16 protein-coding genes are annotated in these 19533 nt (G+C 64.5%); 7 read left to right on the top strand and 9 right to left on the bottom strand.

Annotated features, from left to right (window positions below; translation table 11 throughout):
• Nucleotides 1-12: 12 nt before the first annotated feature.
• Complete coding sequence (locus MHM84_RS08750; protein WP_239264942.1) at nucleotides 13-1212, top strand: multidrug effflux MFS transporter; 1200 nt, start codon at nucleotides 13-15, stop codon at nucleotides 1210-1212.
• 112 nt (nucleotides 1213-1324) lie between these two features.
• On the opposite strand, the gene MHM84_RS08745 is transcribed toward MHM84_RS08750, so the two are convergent.
• The 3 genes from MHM84_RS08745 to MHM84_RS08735 form a co-directional block, all read right to left on the bottom strand.
• Nucleotides 1325-4495 carry an efflux RND transporter permease subunit gene (locus tag MHM84_RS08745; protein ID WP_239264939.1) on the bottom strand — a complete coding sequence of 1057 codons (3171 nt, stop codon included), beginning with the start codon at nucleotides 4493-4495 and terminating at the stop codon, nucleotides 1325-1327.
• Between the two features lie 26 nt (nucleotides 4496-4521).
• Nucleotides 4522-5763 (bottom strand): efflux RND transporter periplasmic adaptor subunit, encoded by a 1242-nt coding sequence (locus MHM84_RS08740; protein ID WP_275445713.1) that lies wholly within the window; start codon nucleotides 5761-5763, stop codon nucleotides 4522-4524.
• A 117-nt stretch (nucleotides 5764-5880) separates the two neighbouring features.
• Nucleotides 5881-6798, bottom strand: coding sequence for a LysR family transcriptional regulator (locus MHM84_RS08735; RefSeq protein WP_239264937.1), 918 nt, complete (start codon nucleotides 6796-6798; stop codon nucleotides 5881-5883).
• Between the two features lie 210 nt (nucleotides 6799-7008).
• Between MHM84_RS08735 and MHM84_RS08730 the strand changes: the two genes are divergently transcribed.
• Nucleotides 7009-8025, top strand: coding sequence for a zinc-dependent alcohol dehydrogenase family protein (locus MHM84_RS08730; protein WP_239264934.1), 1017 nt, complete (start codon nucleotides 7009-7011; stop codon nucleotides 8023-8025).
• A gap of 73 nt (nucleotides 8026-8098) precedes the next feature.
• On the opposite strand, the gene hmpA is transcribed toward MHM84_RS08730, so the two are convergent.
• A complete protein-coding gene (gene hmpA, locus MHM84_RS08725) occupies nucleotides 8099-9283 on the bottom strand; it encodes an NO-inducible flavohemoprotein (protein WP_239264931.1) in 1185 nt (394 codons plus the stop codon).
• 237 nt (nucleotides 9284-9520) lie between these two features.
• Here hmpA and norR point away from each other — a divergent pair, with 237 nt between their 5' ends.
• Together norR and MHM84_RS08715 are read left to right on the top strand one after the other, a co-directional pair.
• Nucleotides 9521-11101, top strand: a complete 1581-nt coding sequence (norR, locus tag MHM84_RS08720; protein ID WP_239264929.1) for a nitric oxide reductase transcriptional regulator NorR — start codon at nucleotides 9521-9523, stop codon at nucleotides 11099-11101.
• A 110-nt stretch (nucleotides 11102-11211) separates the two neighbouring features.
• A complete protein-coding gene (locus MHM84_RS08715) occupies nucleotides 11212-11748 on the top strand; it encodes an HPP family protein (RefSeq protein WP_239264926.1) in 537 nt (178 codons plus the stop codon).
• Nucleotides 11749-11775: 27 nt separating this feature from the next.
• On the opposite strand, the gene MHM84_RS08710 is transcribed toward MHM84_RS08715, so the two are convergent.
• The 4 genes from MHM84_RS08710 to MHM84_RS08695 all read right to left on the bottom strand — a co-directional run bounded on the left by MHM84_RS08710 (nucleotide 11776) and on the right by MHM84_RS08695 (nucleotide 15888).
• A complete protein-coding gene (locus tag MHM84_RS08710; RefSeq protein ID WP_239264924.1) occupies nucleotides 11776-12801 on the bottom strand; it encodes an AbrB family transcriptional regulator in 1026 nt (341 codons plus the stop codon).
• A 138-nt stretch (nucleotides 12802-12939) separates the two neighbouring features.
• The gene (locus MHM84_RS08705) at nucleotides 12940-14445 is read right to left on the bottom strand and encodes a tripartite tricarboxylate transporter permease (protein ID WP_239264922.1); all 1506 of its coding nucleotides are present in this window, start codon (nucleotides 14443-14445) and stop codon (nucleotides 12940-12942) included.
• A 10-nt stretch (nucleotides 14446-14455) separates the two neighbouring features.
• Nucleotides 14456-14905 (bottom strand): tripartite tricarboxylate transporter TctB family protein, encoded by a 450-nt coding sequence (locus MHM84_RS08700; protein ID WP_239264920.1) that lies wholly within the window; start codon nucleotides 14903-14905, stop codon nucleotides 14456-14458.
• Nucleotides 14902-15888, bottom strand: a complete 987-nt coding sequence (locus tag MHM84_RS08695) for a tripartite tricarboxylate transporter substrate binding protein (RefSeq protein ID WP_239264918.1) — start codon at nucleotides 15886-15888, stop codon at nucleotides 14902-14904. Before MHM84_RS08695 ends, MHM84_RS08700 begins: the two co-directional genes overlap by 4 nt.
• 140 nt (nucleotides 15889-16028) lie before the next feature.
• On the opposite strand from MHM84_RS08695, the gene MHM84_RS08690 reads away from it, so the two are divergent.
• Genes MHM84_RS08690 through MHM84_RS08680 form a run of 3 tightly spaced genes read left to right on the top strand, consistent with a single transcriptional unit; the run spans nucleotide 16029 to nucleotide 19124 of the window.
• Complete coding sequence (locus MHM84_RS08690) at nucleotides 16029-16697, top strand: response regulator (protein ID WP_239264916.1); 669 nt, start codon at nucleotides 16029-16031, stop codon at nucleotides 16695-16697.
• Nucleotides 16694-18088: a sensor histidine kinase gene (locus MHM84_RS08685; RefSeq protein ID WP_239264914.1), complete on the top strand. Its 1395-nt coding sequence runs from the start codon at nucleotides 16694-16696 to the stop codon at nucleotides 18086-18088. The genes MHM84_RS08690 and MHM84_RS08685 overlap by 4 nt, the downstream gene beginning before the upstream one ends.
• Before the next feature lies 1 nt (nucleotide 18089).
• On the top strand, nucleotides 18090-19124 hold the full coding sequence (locus MHM84_RS08680) for an ABC transporter substrate-binding protein (RefSeq protein ID WP_239264912.1): 1035 nt from the start codon (nucleotides 18090-18092) through the stop codon (nucleotides 19122-19124).
• A 58-nt stretch (nucleotides 19125-19182) separates the two neighbouring features.
• Here MHM84_RS08680 and MHM84_RS08675 read toward each other — a convergent pair whose 3' ends face one another.
• Nucleotides 19183-19497, bottom strand: a complete 315-nt coding sequence (locus MHM84_RS08675) for a c-type cytochrome (RefSeq protein ID WP_239264910.1) — start codon at nucleotides 19495-19497, stop codon at nucleotides 19183-19185.
• Nucleotides 19498-19533 lie beyond the last annotated feature (36 nt).

Here is a 19533-nt window from a genome sequence, read left to right as displayed (position 1 = left end):
GAAAGGACACCCATGATCAAGCTCACCTCGCCGATAGCCGTCGTCGTCCTGGCCGCCATGGTGGCAATGGGACCGCTGGCCACCTCCATGTACCTGCCCGCCTTTCCCGCCATGGCCGAGACGTTCGGCGTCGGCGCCGACAGGATTCAGCTGACCCTGAGTGCCTACATGATCGGCCTGGCGGTCGCTCAGTTGCTGTGCGGTCCGCTGGCCGACCGGTTCGGCCGCAAGCCGCTGCTGCTCATCGGCATGGCGCTGTTCTGCCTGGGCAGCGTGGGCTGCATGTTCGCCGATAGCATCGCCGTGCTGTTCGGCTATCGCTTCCTGCAGGCCTTCGGGGCGGCATCCGGCATGGTGCTGGCCCAGGCCATGATCCGCGATACCTTCGCACCGGTCGATGCGGCGAAGAAACTGGCCTACATGGCCAGTACCACAGCCGTCGCCCCGGCGCTCGCCCCGGTGGCCGGCGGGGCGCTGCTGGTGGCCTTCGGCTGGCCATCGATCTTCCTGGCCCTGGCACTGTACGCTGCGCTGACCCTGGCCGTGGTGGGTGTCGGCCTGCCCGAGTCGTTGCCCCGCGAGCGTCGCCAGACCCTGCATCCTCGCACGGTTGCCGGCAATTACCTGGCGGCGATCAGTCACCGCACCTTTCTCGCCCATGCCTTGGCGGTGAGCCTGATGTTCGCCGGTCACTACGGTTTCATGTCCGGCGCGCCGTTCGTGCTGATCGAACTGTTCGGCGTACCGGAGGCCCACTTTGGCTGGTATTTTCTGTTCGTGGTGGCAGCGTTCATCAGCGGTAACCTGCTGGGCGCGCGGCTGACGGCCCGGGTCGGCGGACATCGCCTGATTCTCGCCGGTGGCAGCCTGCTGGTTCTGGCCGGCGTTCTGGTCGTGTCACTGGTGGCGAGCGGCGCCGACACCGTTGCAGCAATTATCGGCCCGCAGGTGCTCTACGCCATCGGTTCGGGAATGATGATGCCGCAACTGATCGCCGGCGCTTTGGCGCCCTTCCACCACATGGCGGGTACCGCCGCATCGACCCTGGGATTCATCCAGATGGGCTCGGCAGCGGCATCGAGCGCACTGGTGGGACGGCTCTATGACGGCACCGCCCTGCCGATGGTGATGATCATTGCCCTGGCCGGTGCCGGCGCACTGATCGTGTATCTGGCGGTGAATCGGCGCCCGGTGCTGGACGTGGCAAGCTGACACCGAACGACGCCGGTCTCTTGAAGAAAAAAGCCCGCAACGGCAAGCATTGCGGGCAAACTCGTCGGCTGACCACACAGGCAAGATAGCCAGCCGACGACGGGACGCGAAATCAGGACGTCGCCGCATCCAGGTGCAGTTTTCGGGACTGACGCTTCTCCACGTAGGCACGGATGAGCACATAGAACACCGGCGTCAGCAGCAATCCGAAGAAGGTGACGCCGAGCATGCCGGCGAACACTGCCACACCCATGGCCTGACGCATTTCGGCACCCGCACCGGTAGAGAGCACGAGCGGGACCACGCCCATGATGAAGGCAAACGACGTCATCAGGATGGGGCGCAGGCGTAGCCGACATGCCTCGAGCACGGCGCTGACCCGATCCAATCCCTCCAGTTGCTTGTCCTTGGCGAACTCGACGATCAGGATTGCGTTCTTGCACGCCAGCCCCACCAGGACGATCAGTCCAATCTGGGTAAAGATATTGTTGTCACCGCCGGCAATGATTACCCCCGTGATCGCGGAAAGCAGCGTCATCGGCACGATCAGGATCACCGCCAACGGCAAGCTCCAACTCTCGTACTGTGCAGCCAGGACCAGCAACGCCAGCAACACGCACAGCGGGAACACGAACAGCGCTGTGTTACCGGCCAGGATCTGCTGATAAGTCAGGTCCGTCCATTCGAAGGTCATGCCGTTGGGCAGTTCCTCTTCCAGCAACCGGGCGATGGCCGCCTCGGCCTGACCGGAGCTATAACCGGGTGCGGCAGCACCATTGATCTCGGCGGTGGGAAAGCCGTTGTAGTGCATGACCCGGTCAGGGCCCGACGAATGCTGCACATTCACGAAGGTTGCCAAAGGCACCATCTCGCCGGCGGCATTGCGCAGCTTGAGCTGACCGATCTGTTCGGGCTCGAGCCGGTATGCCTGGTCGGCCTGGGCAATCACCTGGTACGTCCGACCGAAGCGATTGAAGTCGTTGACGTACAGTGAACCGAGATAGACCTGCATGGTCTCGAAGATGTCATCCACGGAGACACCATGAGTCTTGGCCTTCTCACGGTCCACGTCGGCATCGATCTGCGGCACGTTGACCGTGAAGCTGGAGAATACCCCGGCCAGCTCAGGCACCTGCCGGCTCTTGGCGATGATGTTCTGGGTCTGCGCGTAAAGCTCGTCGTACCCCAGGCTGGCGCGGTCCTCGATCTGCAGCCGGAATCCGCCAATGGTGCCCAGCCCCATCACCGGCGGCGGCGGAAAGATGGCGATGAAGGCCTCCTGAATGCCCGCGAATTCCTGATTGAGCGCCCCGGCGATAGCATTCGCCGATAGGCTCGGGTCCTGACGCTCTTCGAACGGATCCAGCGTGACGAAGACGATGCCGCTGTTGGGACTGTTGGTGAAGCCATTGATCGACAAACCCGGAAATGCCACGGTGCTCTCTACACCGGGATAGTCAAGTGCCTTCTCCGACATTTCGCGGATTACCGCTTCCGTACGATCGAGTGTCGCGGCATCCGGCAATTGGGCGAATGACACCAGATACTGCTTGTCCTGCTGCGGCACGAAGCCGCTGGGCGTGCTGGAAAAGCCTAGCCAGGTCAGCCCGATCAGTCCCGCGTATACCAGCAGGGCAACCGAGCTGCCCCGCAGGATGCGCCGCACGGTACCCACATAGCCATTGCTGGCACGCTGGAAAACGGCATTGAAGGGCCGGAACAGCCATCTACCGAACAGCCAGTCGAGTAGACGCGAGAAACGGTCCTTCGGTGCGTCATGAGGCTTGAGCAGTACAGCCGCCAGGGCCGGCGATAGGGTCAGCGAGTTGAACGCCGAGATCACCGTGGAGATGGCAATGGTCAGCGCGAACTGACGATAAAACTGCCCGGTGAGCCCCGAGATGAAGGCGGTGGGAATGAATACCGCACACAATACCAGCGCCGTGGCGATAATCGGCCCGGTGACTTCCTTCATCGCCTGGAAAGTGGCTTCCATCGGCGACTTGCCGAGTTCGATGTTGCGCTCGACGTTTTCCACCACCACGATGGCGTCATCGACGACGATGCCGATCGCCAGGACCAGGCCGAACAGCGACAGGGCATTGAGCGAAAAACCGAACAGGTGCATGACCGCAAAGGTGCCGATCAGCGATACCGGCACGGCGGCCAGCGGAATGATCGAGGCTCGCCAGGTCTGGAGGAACAGCACCACGACCAGCACCACCAGCAAGATCGCCTCGAGCAGGGTATGCACCACGGCTTCGATGGACCCACGCACGAAGACGGTCGGATCGTAGACGATGCTGTAGTCGACGCCCTCGGGAAACGCCTGCTTCAGTTCAGCCATGCGCTCGCGCACGGCATCCGATAACGCAATGGCATTCGAGCCCGGCCGCTGGAAGATGGGTATGGCCACTGCCGGCTGATTATCCAGCAATGAACGCAGCGCATACTGGCTGGCCCCGAGCTCGATACGGGCGATGTCCTTGAGACGCACGATCTCACCATTCGTCCCGGCCCGTACGACGATATTCTCGAACTCTTCCTCGTCGACCAGACGCCCCTGAGTATTGATCAGTAACTGGAAGCTGGTGGCATCCGGCGATGGCGGCGCACCGAGCGTTCCGGCGGCAACCTGGCGATTCTGCTCGCGCACGGCATTGACCACGTCCATCGCGGTGAGGTTGAGCGACGCGACCCGGCTCGGGTCGAGCCAGATACGCAGTGAGTAGTCGCCTGCACCGAACAGTTGAACATCGCCCACCCCTTCCAGTCGGGCCAGCTCGTCACGGATGTTGAGCGCCGCATAGTTCGACAGGTAGAGCATGTCGTAGCGCTCATCCGGCGACAGCAGATGGACGACCATGGTCAAGTCGGGCGACGCCTTGTCGGCGGTCACGCCGAGCCGTTGCACTTCCTCGGGCAGCTTGGGCAGCGTCCGGGTCACGCGATTCTGTACCTGCACCTGGGCGGTATCGAGATCGGTGCCGAGTGCAAAGGTGACGGTCAGGGTCATCTTGCCGTCGGCGGTGGACTGGGAGGACATGTAAAGCATGTTCTCCACCCCGTTGATCGCCTGCTCCAGCGGCGCCGCTACGGTTTCGCCGATGACCTTGGGGTTGGCGCCGGGATAGTTGGCGCGCACCACCACCGTCGGCGGCACCACTTCGGGATACTCACTGATCGGCAACTTGAACAGCGAGATGGCGCCGGCGATCAGGATCAGCAGGGAGAGCACTGCAGCAAAGATCGGCCGCCGGACGAAAAAATGGGAGAAGTTCATTGTCGTCGTTCCCTCAATGAACCGTGCTAGCGAGACTGGCGCGCCGCGCTGGCCGTCAGTCGGTTGTCTTCCAGCGACCGCGAAGCCGCCAGGGCAGCGTCGACACGACGCTGCATGCGTGACAGGGTGGCCAGCGTCTCGCTATCGGCCATGGGGACGGTCTCGGCCGTGACCGGCATACCGGGGCGTACGCGCTGGAGCCCGTTGACCACGATGCGCTCGCCAGCCTCGAGACCGCTACGCACGATGCGCAGCCCGGCAAGCTGTGGACCCAGCTCGACATTCCGGTAGGCCACCGTGCCGTCCTCGTTGAGCACCAGCACGAACTTGCGACCCAGATCGGTGCCCACCGCGGTATCCTGAATCAGCACGGCATCGTAGCTGGCGCTACCCACCAGTCTGAGACGCACATAAAGTCCCGGCGTAAAGCGCCCCTCGGGATTGTCGAATACCGCCCGGCCACGAATGGTACCGGTCTGCGGATCGACCCGATTGTCGACGAAGTCCATATGCCCCATGTGGGGGAAATCGCTGTCATTGGCCAGGCCCATGTAGACCGGGCTGGCCTGGCCACGCTGGCCCTGCCGGGTCAGTTCCTGATACTTCAGAAAGGCCCGTTCGTCGGCTTCGAAATAGGCATAAACGCGATCGGTGGATACCAGGGTGGTCAGTACGCTCTCCCCGGCAGTGACGAGATTGCCGGCGGTCACTTCCGCCCGGCTGACGTGGCCATCGATGGGCGCCGTCACTTGAGTAAAGCTGAGGTCGAGTTGGGCCGCATCCAGCGCTGCCTCGAGCGCCGCCACTTCGGCGCGTGCCTGTTGGGCCGCGCTGGTGCGCGCTTCGGCGAGTTCGGCCGAAATGGCATTGCTGGCCTTGAGGCGCTCTCCCCGGCGAGCCTCGTTGTTGGCCCGGTCGGCGTTTGCCCGCGCCTGCTGAAGTTGAGCCTCGAGCCGGCGCACTTCGACTTCGTACGGCCGTGGGTCGATGACGAACAACACATCACCCTTTTTCACCCGGGCCCCTTCCTCGAAGGTCACGGCATCGACGAAGCCGGAAACACGTGGGCGTACCTCGACGGTTTCAGGAGCTTCGAGGCGTCCGGTGAACTCGTCCCATTCCGTGATGTGTTGCCGAACGACCTGCGCCACGCTCACTGTTGGAGCGGGTGCCGTACCATCAGCATGGGCACTGGCCATGACTGACAGCACGAGCACGGTCGCAACTACCTGCAACGCGTTACGCAGATGGAAAAGTTGGTAATCCATGATCTGTACCGCTAATCGCTGGGGGGTTAGCGGATTCTGCAACGCAACATACAAGGTGACTAATCGAACGGGGTAAAAGTCACTATCGCTCAGAATGATGTTGTGCCATGCAGATGACTAGCGTAAGGAGTCGGGATCGCCGACGAACATCTGGATACGTGAACGCAGCCAGCGTTCGGCAGGGTCGTTATCCTGAGCCCCTCGCCAAGCCATGGAGAGCTCGAACGAGGGCGCCTCGAAAGGCAGGTCGTCTTCACGCACGCCACCGCCAGCAGTCAGGACAGCAGCGGCGTAGTCCGGCACGGTGGCGATGATGTCCGTACCGGCCAGCAGCGCGCTCAAGCCATTGAACTGCGGCACGGCCAACACCACGCGCCGCTGGCAGCCCAGCGCCGCCAGCCGCTCATCGATGTATCCGCTCAGGTCACCGGCAAACGACACCAGCGCATGCGGCCGGGCGCAATAGTCCTCGAGCGAGAGCGACCCCGGAATGGCATCGGCACGCAGTACACGCGGCTTGCTGCGCCTAAGCACCTTGCGCTTCGCATTGGCCGGAAGTTCCCCCGTGTAGCACACACCGACGGAGATTTCGCCCGAACTCAGCAACTGGGGCATCAACAGGTAGTTGGCGCGTCTGACCACCAGCACGACATTGGGCGCTTCTGCACGCAGACGACGCAACAAGGGGGGCAATAAGCCGAACTCGACATCATCAGACAAGCCGACACGAAAAACGGCATCGCTGGTGGCGGGATCGAATTCGCTGGTATGGCTCAGTGCATTGGAGATGGAATCGAGCGCCGGCTCCAGATGACGAAAGATTTCTTCGGCCCGGCTGGTCGGCTCCATGGTACGGCCGGTACGGACGAAAAGCGGATCGTCGAAAAGCGTTCGCAGCCGGGCCAGTGCGGCACTGATGGCCGGTTGGCCAAGAAAGAGCTTTTCTGCCGCACGCGTCACGCTCCGCTCATGCATCAGCGTCTCGAAAACAACCAGCAGATTGAAATCGACACGGCGCAGGTCATTACGATTCATGATTCTTCCTTGCAGGCAGTGCCCCGAGCGGCAAAAATCCTACATGAGAGGAAGCGAGTCGAGATCGACCCTCTCTGAACTAACTCTCAACCACCACCGAACCTCGCTTCATTATCAGGCTCTATATCGATTATCGATGGGCATGAATGGCGCCGGCAGGTTATCCCCGATAGAGTTTATGTCCATCAGGCTCGTCTGGCGAGGTGAACGATGCCCCGTGTGATACGTTTTCATCAATTCGGTACGGCGGATGTGCTTCGCTGCGAAGAGCAACCCGAAACGGCGCCCGGTGATGGTGAGGTGCTGGTCGCCACCGAGGCGATTGGGGTCAACTGGTTCGACGTGCTCTGGCGCCAGAATCTGGCACCTTCCCACGCCAGCCTGCCCTCGCGGATCGGTCACGAAATGGCCGGGACCGTGCTGGCGGTAGGTAACGGTGTGGAAGACTTGGCGGTGGGCGACCGTGTGGCGTCATTTCCAGGACACGACCCTGGCCAGTACGGCACTTACGCCGACCGACTCGTGCTACCGCGTTGTTCCCTGACACGCTACCCCTCGATACTCTCTCCCATCGAGGCGAGCGTGCACTACTCACCACTATTCGTTGCCTACTTCGGCCTGGTCGAGCTGGCCAAGGTACGCCCCGAACAGTGGGTCCTGATTACCGCCGCCAGCCAGACCGGGGGACCCTACACGGTGCAACTGGCCAAGGCGCTGGGGGCGCGAGTCATCGCTACGACTCGCTTTGCCGACGACAGGGACTACCTGCGCTCTCTAGGCGCAGAACACGTCATCGTCACGGAGGAACAGGATCTGGTCACGCAGGTCGCCAAGCTTACCGACAAGCGTGGGGTGAATGTGGTGATGGATCCCCTGGGCGGACCTCAGATGGGCCTGATGGGCGACGTGCTCGCCCCGCAGGGGCGCCTGGTGCTCTACGGGCTGCTGGGTGGCAACGAGACCCCACTACCCGCCTGCGAGGCCTTCCGCAAGAACATCCAGTTTCATCTGCACTGCCTGACCAACTTTACCGGCAAGCCCGAGCTCGGCATCCCCCAGGACTGCGAGGCCATTCAGCGCGCCCTCTCGTTCATCGACGGTCTGACCATCGACCGGCAGCTGCTTCCGCAGATCGATCGTGTCTTTGCCTTCGAGGACGTGGTCGAGGCCCACCGCTATCACGAGAAACTGTGTCCACGCCGCGGACGTGTCGTGCTCGAGGTATAGCACTGCCAAGTCACTGACCAAGGTAAAGGGCCACCGCTAAATGCGCTGGCCCCTGTCGTTTGCCGAACGGCGGTCAGGCTGCAGCGTGCAGCGGCCGGGACGGCCCGAAGGTCTCGAAATGGCGCCGGGATGCAGGTACGCCCAGGGCTTCCAGATGCCCATCGACGCAGCTCATGAAGCCCAGCGGACCGACGAAGTAGCATTGTGCCTGGTTATCCGGCAGGTAGCGGGCCAGCAGGCTACGGTCGATACGCCCAGTGTGGTCCGGCGTGTCCCCGGGCCTCGGTCGCTCATAGAGCGTGACGACGCGCATCTGCTGCGGATAACGTGCCTCGAGCGCCTTCACTTCATCGTCGAAGGCGTGGTGCGCACCATCCAGTGCCGCATGGAGATAGGTTACCTCGCGTCCTTGCTCCAGCGCCTGGGCGGCCAGCGACAGCATCGGGGTCTGGCCGACGCCGCCGCTGAGCAGCATGACCGGAGCGCTATTCACATCGAGCGTCAGCTCCCCGGACGGCGGCAACAGCTCGAGGCGATCGCCGACCTTCAGCTTGTCATGGAAATGCCGGCTGACCTGGCCGTCCGCTTCGCGCTTGATGGAAATCCGGTAACTGCGACCATTGGGTGCGGCCGACAGGCTGTAATGACGATAGGCCGGTGCCCCATCGATGGTCAGTTTGACGCCGATGAACTGTCCCGCGGCGAAGTCGGCGACCGGCCCGCCATCCTCGGGTTCCAGCACGAAGGAGCGGATCACCGCGCTTTCCTGACGGGTATCGGCAATGCGGAACGTCCGCGTGCCGTGCCAGCCGCCGGGTAGCGCCGCGAACTGGTGGTAACGCTGGTCTTCCAGCTCGATGAGCAGGCCGGCGAGTTCGCCGTACAATGCACTCCAGGCATCGGCGATCTCGGGCGTCACGGCATCGCCGAGCACCTCGCCGATGGCGGCCATCAGGCATTCACCGACGATGGGATACTGATCCGGACGGATGCCTAGCGATACGTGCTTGCTGACCACGGTGCCCAGCACTTCCTTGGCACGCACCGGATCCTGGCGCAGCTGAACGTAAGCCAGTACCGAACCGGCCAACGCCCGCGGCTGGCTGCCGCTGGCTTGGTGGGCGGCGTTGAACAGGGCCTGCACGTCCGGGTAACGCTCGAACATCAGCGGATAGAATCGCTGGGTGATGGCGTCGAGGTGTTCGGCGACGACGGGCGCAGTATCGGCGACGATGCGTTCCTGTTCGGTCGTGAGCATTGGGCGTCTCCTTCAGGGGAATGATAGTTGTCAGCCCTGAGGGAGCAACGCGCATGCCACTCTTCCCCCTGTCATCGCCACTGCGGCACTCTGCCACACATTCGGCCTGGTGCCTTTGCCACACGGGCGCTCCAGGTCCATGGCCGGTCCTGGCCGGACGCACCAGCGGAACCATCCCGTGTAGAATCGACAAGTTTTCAATTGTCACTTCGACACTTCGTCTACCAGACTATCACTATGACATCGTTTCTGATCACCCTGCGGGACCTGCTCGCCCGCCTGGGCGAAGGACAGTCCACCGAGACACTCCACGAGCATTGGGCGCGGCTGCTCGAGGCGCTGGTCGGGACGTACCCCGCCGACGCCAGCACGCTGATGGTTGCCACCGACGACGGTTTGCAGCCGGTCGCCGTGCTTGGCCTACCCGGCGAGGTCTGCGGGCGACGTTTCACGCTCGCCGCCCATCCGCGCCTGGCAGCCATCGCCGCCCATCGCGGCGTGTGCCGCTTTCCACCGGACAGCCCATTACCCGATCCCTTCGACGGACTGATCGACGAGGATCTCAGCGACGTTCACGACTGCCTGGGCGTGGCCCTGCGCGACGGCGACCGGTTGACTGGCCTTTTGACCCTGGACGCCCTGGAGCAGGGCCGCCTGGCCGACCTCGACGAAGACGAGCTGCTCGCCGCCGCCGGCCTGCTCGGCACCTGTCTACGCCTGGCCACCCAGCTCAGCGCAACCCGCTCGCGTCTCAGCGAAGCGCTCGATGCCGAACGCCAGCCACCTGCACCGGTGCACTGGCACAGCCCGGCCATGCGCCGGCTCGACGAGGCCATCGCCCTGGTCGCGCCCACCGACATGAGCGTGCTGCTGCACGGCGAGACCGGGGTCGGCAAGGAGCGCGTCGTGCGCCAACTGCATGCCCGATCCATCCGTCACCAGGGGCCGTTGGTCCAGGTCAATTGCGCAGCGTTGCCCGAGCAACTGATCGAAAGCGAGCTGTTCGGCCATCGCCGTGGAGCGTTCTCCGGCGCGATCAAGGACCATCGCGGTCACTTCGCCATGGCCGATGGCGGCACGCTGATGCTCGACGAAATCGGTGAACTTCCGCTCGCCCTGCAGCCCAAGCTGCTGCGCGTATTGCAGGAAGGCGAAATCCAGCCGCTGGGCAGCGAACGCGTTCAACATGTCGATGTGCGCATCATCGCCGTCACCAACCGCGATCTGGCCGCCGAGGTCGCCGCCGGGCGTTTCCGTGAGGACCTTTACCACCGCCTGGGCGCCTTCCCTCTGGAAGTCCCCGCATTGCGCGAGCGCCGCGAGGACATTCCCCTGCTCGCCGGCAGTTTCCTCGAGGAGAACCGCATCCGCCTGGGTCTGGCCAACCTGCGCCTGGCCGAGGATGCCGAGCTGGCGCTACTGGGCTGGCAGTGGCCCGGCAATGTGCGTGAGCTCGAACACACCCTGAGCCGCGCCGCGCTGCGCGCCCTGGGCGATACGCTGGCCGCCCAGCGCGAGCCCGAGGACGGCCAGCGCCAGCGGCTCACCGTGCGTATCACCCGCCAGCATCTCGACCTGCCGGCTATGGGTGCCGCATCGACATCTGCGGCGGCACGGCAGCCGACGCCACAGGTTCATGCGTTACCGGTACGCGAGGATGAGTGGACCACGCTGCGCGAGGCCACCGAGGACTTCCAACGCCGGCACATTCGCCGCGCCCTGGCCAGTCATGGCGACAACTGGGCATCGGCAGCCCGCGCCCTGGGTGTGGATAGCGGCAACCTGCATCGCCTGGGCAAGCGCCTGGGGCTGAAGTGATGCGACCCTCTGCCGCATTGCAATGGTCACCATAACTATTGGCTATTTCAGTAACTTGTGCAGTTTTGGCAAGATAGGCCGCCTTTTCGGGACCATATGAAAGGGAGCCAATGGTCAAGAGCTATCTGGGCAAGATGAAAGGCGTGCCCATCGAACGCAGCCGGCCATGCTGGCGTGATGCGCTATGGTCATGGTTCGGGGCGTTCGTCGGCATGGCGGGCGTGGGCTGGCTGAGCGGCCTATCGCTCGAGGCGCACTCGATGCTGATGGTCGGCTCTTTCGGAGCCACGTCGGTACTGCTGTATGCCGCGCCGGAGAGCCCGCTGGCCCAGCCGCGCAACGTACTGGGTGGCAACGTGATCTCGGCGCTGATCGGGGTGCTTAGCTGGCAGTGGCTCGGCGACTCCTGGCTGGCCGCCGCGGTGGCCGTATCGACTGCCATCCTGGCCATGCAGCTCACCCATACCCTGCACCCGCCCGGCGGGGCGACGGCATTGATCGCCGTGATCGGCACCGGCGAGCTCCACTCGCTAGGCTGGACCTACGCCTTCATGCCGGTCGCCGCAGGCTGCATGTTGATGCTCGGCGTGGCGATTCTGGTCAACAATCTCGCCCGCCATCGGCGCTATCCACAGCACTGGTGGTAACGCCCTGCCATGCGTCTGCCGGGCCATTTACACCCGGCGACGCTGGAAGACTCGCAGTAACAGCGGCATCACCATGATCAGAACCGTGATACGCAGCAGATGGTGAGACGTCACGAAAGCCGGATCGATGCCCAGTGACAGCGCCACCAGGCTAAGCTCGGGCGCCCCGCCCGGCATGTAGGCCAGCAGTGCCGCGGCCGCCGAATAACCGGTGAGCGCATGCACCAGCCAGGCGGCGGCGATGGCGATCAGCAGCAGCGCCACCGCCTGAAGCACCGCCATCAACAGGTTCACTCCCACCGTCGCCAGCGACGTTCCCCCGAAACGCACCCCGACCGAGACGCCGATGATGATCTGCGCCAGCGCAACGATGGTCGGCGGGATGGCCGCCTCGGTCACGCCGGTCACGTGCAGTGCACCGGACAGCAGGACCGGTCCGAACAGCAACGGGTTGGGCAGGTGCAGGCGTCGCCCCAGCCACATGCCGATCACGCCGGCCCCGATCAGCAGCAAGGTATCGCCGAAGGCCGGCATGGATAGCCACTCGGCCAGGCTCATTGCCCGAGACTGTACGTTGACATGGCCAATCAGGCTAAGTACCGGCGGGATAGCCAATAGCAAGACCAGAATGCGCACCGCATGGGTCAGCCCCACTACGCGCAGGTCGGCCTGTGAATCTGCCGCCATCATGGTCACCGCCGACACCCCACCGGGGACCCCCGAGTACATCGCGGTATCCATGGAGTAGCCGGCAATGCGCCGGCCGAACCATACTGAGAACGCCATCATCACCGCCGTGGTCAACAGCATCAGGACTAGGCTCGTGCTCCATAGGGCCACGTCGCCGGTCATGTCGGGGGTGAACGCCGCGCCGAGCATCACTCCGATCACCACCAGCACTGCCTTGCGCGACGTGGTGGGCGCACGTAGCCGCACGCCGCCCAGGCTGAGTACAGTGGTCGCGATCAGCGCGCCCAACAGCCAGGGCAAGGGAATCTCGAGCGCATAGGCGATGCTGCCACCGACAGCCCCGATGGCGAGTGTAGGAAGCAATTTGCCGGTCGCGACGCACCGGCCTTTGATCGTGCCAATCAAGGCAACCCCTCTGTCATGTGGTCATTGAAAGCACAGAGCCCGGGATCGGAGGCATACCGATCCCGGGCCCAGCGCCGCCAGAGGATGCGGCAAGTATCAGACGCCGTCCAGCGACTTGCGCGGCAACAGCTTCGGCACTAGCCATGGCAACACCAGCAGCAGTACTGCGGCGATCCACAGCCCCAGCGAGATGCCGGACTGCCACAGGATGCCGATATCCCCGCCACTGATCGACAGGGCGCGACGCAGGTTGTCCTCCATCAGCCCGCCGAGCACGTAGCCGAGAATCACTGGTGCCAGCGAGAAGCCCAGCTTGCGCAGCAGATAGCCGAACACGCCGATGATCAGCATCAGGTAGATGGCCATCAGGTCGGAGTGCAGCTGGTAGACGCCGGCGAAGGCCAGGATGGCGATACCCGGTACCAGCACCCAGCGCGGGATGGTCAATACCTTGGCGAACAGCCCCGCCAGTGGCAGGTTGAGCGCCAGCAGCACCACGTTGCCGATGTACAGCGAGGCGATCAGGCCACCGGCCACCTCGGGGCGCTCGGTGAACATCATCGGGCCGGGCGTGATGTTGTAGAGCATCAGCGCGCCGAGCAGTACCGCCGTGGTGCCGGAGCCCGGAATGCCCAGCGTCAGCATGGGCACGAAGGAGCCCGCCGCCGCGGCATTGTTGGCCGCCTCGGGCGCGGCCAGACCGCGCATGTTACCGGTACCGAAGGTACCTTCCTTGTCGGAGAGGCGCTTTTCGGTGGTATACGAGACTGCGCCGGCCACGGAGGCGCCGGTGCCCGGCAACACGCCGACGATGAACCCGATCAGCCCGCAGCGCAGCATGGTCCACTTGCAGTGCAGCACCTCCTTCAGGCTGACCATCACCCGGCCCAGCGGCGGCATCTCGTCGCTGGCGTCCTTGCGATTGGCGTGCTCGAGCATCAGCAGGATCTCGCTGATCGCGAACAGGCCGATGATCATCACCACGAAATCGATGCCATCGTAGAGTTCGGCCATGCCGAAGGTGTAGCGCAGCACGCCGGTACCGGAATCCACGCCCACCATGGCGATCATCACGCCGAGTACCGCACCGATGGCGGTCTTGATCGGATCCTTGCCCATCATCACCGCCATCGAGGCGAAGGCAAATACCATCAGTGCGAAGAACTCGGCGGGGCCGAACATCACGGCCACCCGAGCAAGCAGCGGTGCGAACAGGGTCAGACCAATGATGGCGATGGTTGCCCCGACGAACGAGCTCACCGCAGACAGGCCCAGCGCGGGCCCGGCCAGGCCCTTCTTGGCCAGCGGGTGGCCGTCGAGCGTGGTCATCACCGCACCGGCGTCGCCGGGCACGTTGAGCAGAATGCTCGACATGCGCCCGCCGTACTCCGCGCCGGTGTACACCCCGGCCAGCAGGATCAGCGCCGACTCGGCCGGCAGGCCGAGCGTATAGGCCAGCGGCATGAGAATGGCGATGCCGTTGATCGGGCCGATGCCCGGCAACGCACCGAACAGCGTGCCGAGTAGTGCGCCCAGAAAAGCCAGCCCCAGGTTGAGGGGGCTCAATGCCACGCCGAAACCGTCTATCAGAAAATCGAACATGCCGGGCTCCTCAGATGAAATCGGCCAGCCAGTAGCCGCCTGGCAAGGAAATTCCCAGTCCTTGGGTGAACAGGTAGTAGCTGCCCAGCGACATCAGCACCGCGGCAATCAGCGCCTTGAGCCAGGTCGCCTCGAACAGCCGGGCCAGGGCCAGTACCGCAAAGAAGGTGGTCACGATGAACCCCAGGCGCGTGAACAGCAGTGCATAGACCAGCAGCACGCCCAGCACCGCCAGCAGCTTCAGTGACAGCGCCTTGTCAGGCCAATGGCCGTTCTCGCCCGGGCGAAACACCAGCACCAGGGACAATGCGGCCAGCACCACCGACAACACGATAGGGAAGGCCTTGGGTCCGACGGGTTCGTAGCTGAAAGGGATCTGCAGGTTGGCGGCCTGGGCGGCGGCAAACGCCGCCAGACCGATCAGGGCGAGTCCCAGGATGCGGTCGGCGGCGAGTTTCATTGTGTCAGACCCACTTCGTTGGCGAGTTGCTTGAACTGGGCGACCTGGTCCTTGACGTAGCTGTCGAAGTCATCGCCGAAGCGCGACATCGGGAACAGTCCGCGCGCGTCGCGCAATTCGATGAACTCCTCCTTCTCGGACAGCGTCTCGAGTTTGTTCACCCATTCCTGATAGGCCTCATCGCTGACCTCCGGGCCCATGTAGTAGCCGCGCCAGATCGGCCACTGCACGTCGTAGCCCTGCTCGGCGGCAGTGGGGATGTCGGCATAGGGCCCGCCCAGGCGCTCTTCGGACAGCGAGGCCAGCACGCGGATCTTGCCGCTTTCCAGATGCGGACGCAGTTCCGACATGTCGCCGGTGAAGACCTGGATATGATCACCCAGCAGCGCAGCCAGCGATTCACCGCCACCCTCGAAGGCCACATAGCGCAGATCGCGCGGTGAGATGTCCGCCGCCTTGGCGGTCAGCGCCGCTTTCATCCAGTCCTGGCTACCCACGGTACCACCGGCACCGAAGACGATCTTGCCCGGCTGGCTCTTGAGGTCCTTCATCAACTCGTCGAGGGTCTGCCACGGCGCATCGGCCTTGACCACGATGGCGCCGTAGTCGGCGCCCAGCGCACCCAGCCAGCGCACTTCGTCGGCGTCGTACTGGCCGAACTTGCCCAGCGCCAGATTGACGGCGGCACCGGTACTTGCCGCCACGATCAGGTTAGGATCGTCGCTACGCACACCGTTGACATGGTTGTAGGCCACGGCGCCGATGCCGCCCGGCATATAGCTGACCATCATCGGCTTGTCGATCAGCCCGGTCTCCTGCAGACCGTTGGCCGCGAGGCGGCAGGTCAGGTCGTAACCACCGCCCGGCTTGGCCGGTGCGATACACTCGGAAGCGTCGGATTGGGCCTGGGCCGTGCCGGCCGCCAGCGCGCCGCTGAGCACCAGCAGCGAGGACCAGTGGCGGAATGCCGAGTTGAATTTCATGGCGGACTCCTGTTTCTTTATTGTGAATGCGAGGGGCTTCCCCTCCCTGCCGTCATCGCGTCGATGACACGAGAGATGCTAGGGACCCAACCTTTCATCAACCTGTCATCCACGCCTCATTCCCGTGAGACTTTGGTCCAATGCGCCTGCTTATCGTCGAAGACGACCCGTTGATCGCCCGCTCCCTCGAACAGGCCCTCGGCCCGTTGGGCAATACCGTCGAGACGTTCTCGCGGTTGAGCGAGGCCCGGGCGGCCCTGGCGCATGGCCACTTCGACCTGGTCGTGCTCGATCTGGGCTTGCCCGACGGCAACGGCCTGATGCTGCTCGCCGCGCTGCGCGAACGCAGCGACACCACGCCGGTGCTGATCCTCACCGCCCGCGACGGCGTCGACGAGCGCGTACGTGGGCTCGACCTGGGCGCCGACGACTATCTGGCCAAACCGTTCTCGCTGGCCGAACTCGAGGCCCGGGTACGCGCCCTGCTGCGCCGCAGCCAGCAGCGCACCGACAACCGCCTGCAGTTCGGCCCACTGTGCTTCGATCCGGCCACGGGGACGGCCACACTGCACGGCGAGCCCCTGGCCCTGCCGCGTCGTGAACTCGGCCTGCTGGAAGGCCTGCTGCTGCATGCAGGGCGCATCGCCCCCCGGGAAATGCTCGAGAACCGCCTGTTCGGCTTCGGCGACGTAGGCTCCAACGCCCTGGAGGTGTACATCAGCCGCTTGCGCAAGCGCCTCCAGGGCAGCGGGCTGCGCATCCGTACCCTGCGCGGGCTGGGTTATCGCCTGGAGGATGACCCGACGTGATCGTCGTCGACGGCACGCTGAAGCGGCGCCTGGGCGTCTGGCTGCTGGCCACTGTCGGCGTACTGGGCGCGTTCCTGCTGGTCGAGGCCTATACCAGCGCACAGCGTGCGGCCGACCGCGCCTACGACAGTCAGCTCGAGGCGGCGGGCCTGACCATCGCCGAGGCGATCCAGTGGCAGGACGGCCGCCCGATCGTGGAGATGCCGGCGGCTGCCTTTCAGATCCTGGCTACCGACCAGCAGGAGCGGGTGTTCTACGCCATCCTCGATGCAGCCGGCCACGAGGTGACCGGCAACCTGAACGGCGCCGTCAAAACGGAGTGGCAGCGCCTGGCCCAGACCGCGCCAGTGTCGATGACCGTCCACCACCATGACACGCCCATCCGTCTGCATGGCCGCGAACTGACCTCGGCCGGCTGGGAGTCGCTGGACCCGGTGCAGATCTGGGTCGGGCATACCCTGTCGGGGCGCGAGGCGCTGGCCGGCGACCTGTTCGTGCGGACCCTGACCCGCTTTTTGTCCATGGTACTGGTTGCCGGCCTGCTGATGCTGCTGGCCATCCGAACCGCGCTCGGCCCGGTGCGCCGGCTGCGCCAGTTGCTGCGTCAACGCGATGCCGACGACGTCAGCCCGTTGCATGCGCGCGTACCCGGCGAGCTTTACGACATGGCGGATACCCTCAACGCATTGCTCGCCCGCCAGCGCGAGGGTCGCGACGCCCTGCTGCGTTTTACTGCCGATGCCAGCCACCAGCTCAAGACGCCGCTCGCCGGCCTGCAGAGCACCAGCGAGCTCGCGCTGCAGAGTGAGCAACCCGGCGTCTGGCGCCACGCCCTGGAGACCGTCCACGACAGTGCGGCACGCACCAGCCGCCTGGCCGGCCAGTTGCTGAGCCTGGCCCGTCTGCGCCATGCCAGCGAGGGTACACGGGACACGGTCGATCTGGCGCCCCTGCTGCGCGATACGGTCATGCAGTGGGCCGAGCGCGACGTCGCCCAGCGCCATGACCTGGGCCTGGCGCCACTCCCCGAGGCGCCGGTGTTCATCCAGGGCGAGCCCTGGTCGCTGCAGGAGATGATCGGCAACCTGATCGACAATGCCCTGCGCTACACGCCGCCGGGCAGCGTGATCACCCTGGGGCTGGAGCGCCAGCCCGGCAGCGTGACGCTCAGCATCGAGGACGACGGTCCCGGCGTGAGCGACGACCTGCTCGGTCGCCTGCATCAGCCCTTCGAACGTGGTGGACGTCAGGACACCCAGGGCTCAGGCCTCGGCCTGGCCATCGTCGACTCCATCGCCCGACGCCACGATGCCAGCCTGGACGTGCACAATGCCCCGGGCCATGGCCTGAGAATCGATATCCGCTTTCCGGCGTTGCCCAAGGAGACCTGACATGCTGCACCGCTGGATATTCTGCCTGTTGCTGGCCAGCCTGATGCCGCTCGCTGCATTGGCCCAGGCCAGGACACCCCTGGTGGTCGAGGCCGCCCTGGACCGCCAGGTCATCGCCCCGCTGCTCGAGGCCTTCGAGCGTGTGCACCCCGATATTGCGTTGGAATACAACGACCGTTCGACGCTGGAGGTCGACCGGCGCGCCCGCGAGGTCCGTCCGGCTCCCGACGTGGTGATCAGCTCCGCCATGCCCTGGCAGCTGGCGCGGGTCAACGAGGGCCTGGCCCAGCCGCTGGTCAGCCCGGCGGCCCGCCGCTGGCCGCAGTGGGCCAAGTGGCGCAACGAAGTGTTCGGTTTCACCTTCGAGCCCATCGTCACCGTCTATCGGCTCGACCTGGTACGCCACATGATTCCGCCCACGACGCATGCCGACCTGCACACCATCCTCACCACGCACCAAGAGCTTCTCCGCGGGCGCGTGACGACCTATTCGCCGGGCCGCAGCGGGGTCGGCTACACCCTGTTCCAGCAGGACGCGCGCTACTCGCCACGCTTCTGGGATCTGGTCGCCGCCATGGGCGCCGCCGAGGTCAGCCTGGAGGACAACACCCAGGCGATGCTCGATGGCCTGACCGAAGGCAGATACTGGGTGGGCTACAACCTGCTGGGTTCCTATGCCATGCACTGGGCGCAGACCCATCCGGAAGTGATCGTGCAGGTGCCCCAGGACTATGCGCTGGTGATGATGCGCATGGCCTTCGTGCATCGTGACGCGCCGCACCCGATGGCCGCCAAGGCATTCGTCGACTTTCTGCTCAGCGTCGAGGGCCAGCGCATCCTCGCCGGCAGCACACCGCTGTTCAGCGTACTGCCCGAGGTCATCGGCCCCTACACCGCCCAACGCCTGCGCGATCAGGTCGGCGAGCGCCTCTACCCGATCCCGATCAACGCCTCGCTGTTGGCGTTCGTCGACCCGCTGCGCCGTAAGGTATTCATGACCCGCTGGAATCGCGAGATTCGCATCCTCGAGCCGTGACGAACGAAAGGGCACCGACCGGTGCCCTTTCGAGACTTTCCTAAGTATGGGCAATGCGTTACTGCTCGAGGATCCACTCCGCCAGGGTATTGGCCTCTTCCTCGGTCACGGAGGGATTCGGTGGCATGGGGATCGGTCCCCACTTGCCTTGGCTGCCATGCAGAATACTGTCAACCAGAATCGCAACGGCATCGTCCTGTCCATCATACTTGGCGGCCACATCGGTATACGCCGGCCCGACCATCTTGGCATCGATGGCATGGCAGGCGGCACAGGCCTTGGTCTTGAAGAGCGTTTCGCCATCCACGGCAAAAGCGGTGGACGACATGGCCAGGACGCTGCCCACCGACAGGATGGCAACGAACGATTTCATCATAGGACCTCCTCGATCCAGCTAAGGGGACGCTGC

Origin of the sequence: Halomonas sp. McH1-25 (genome assembly GCF_022348165.1) — a bacterium.
GTDB lineage: Bacteria > Pseudomonadota > Gammaproteobacteria > Pseudomonadales > Halomonadaceae > Modicisalibacter.
Note: the sequence above shows the minus strand (reverse complement) of the source record. Positions and strands in the feature narration are given on the sequence as shown.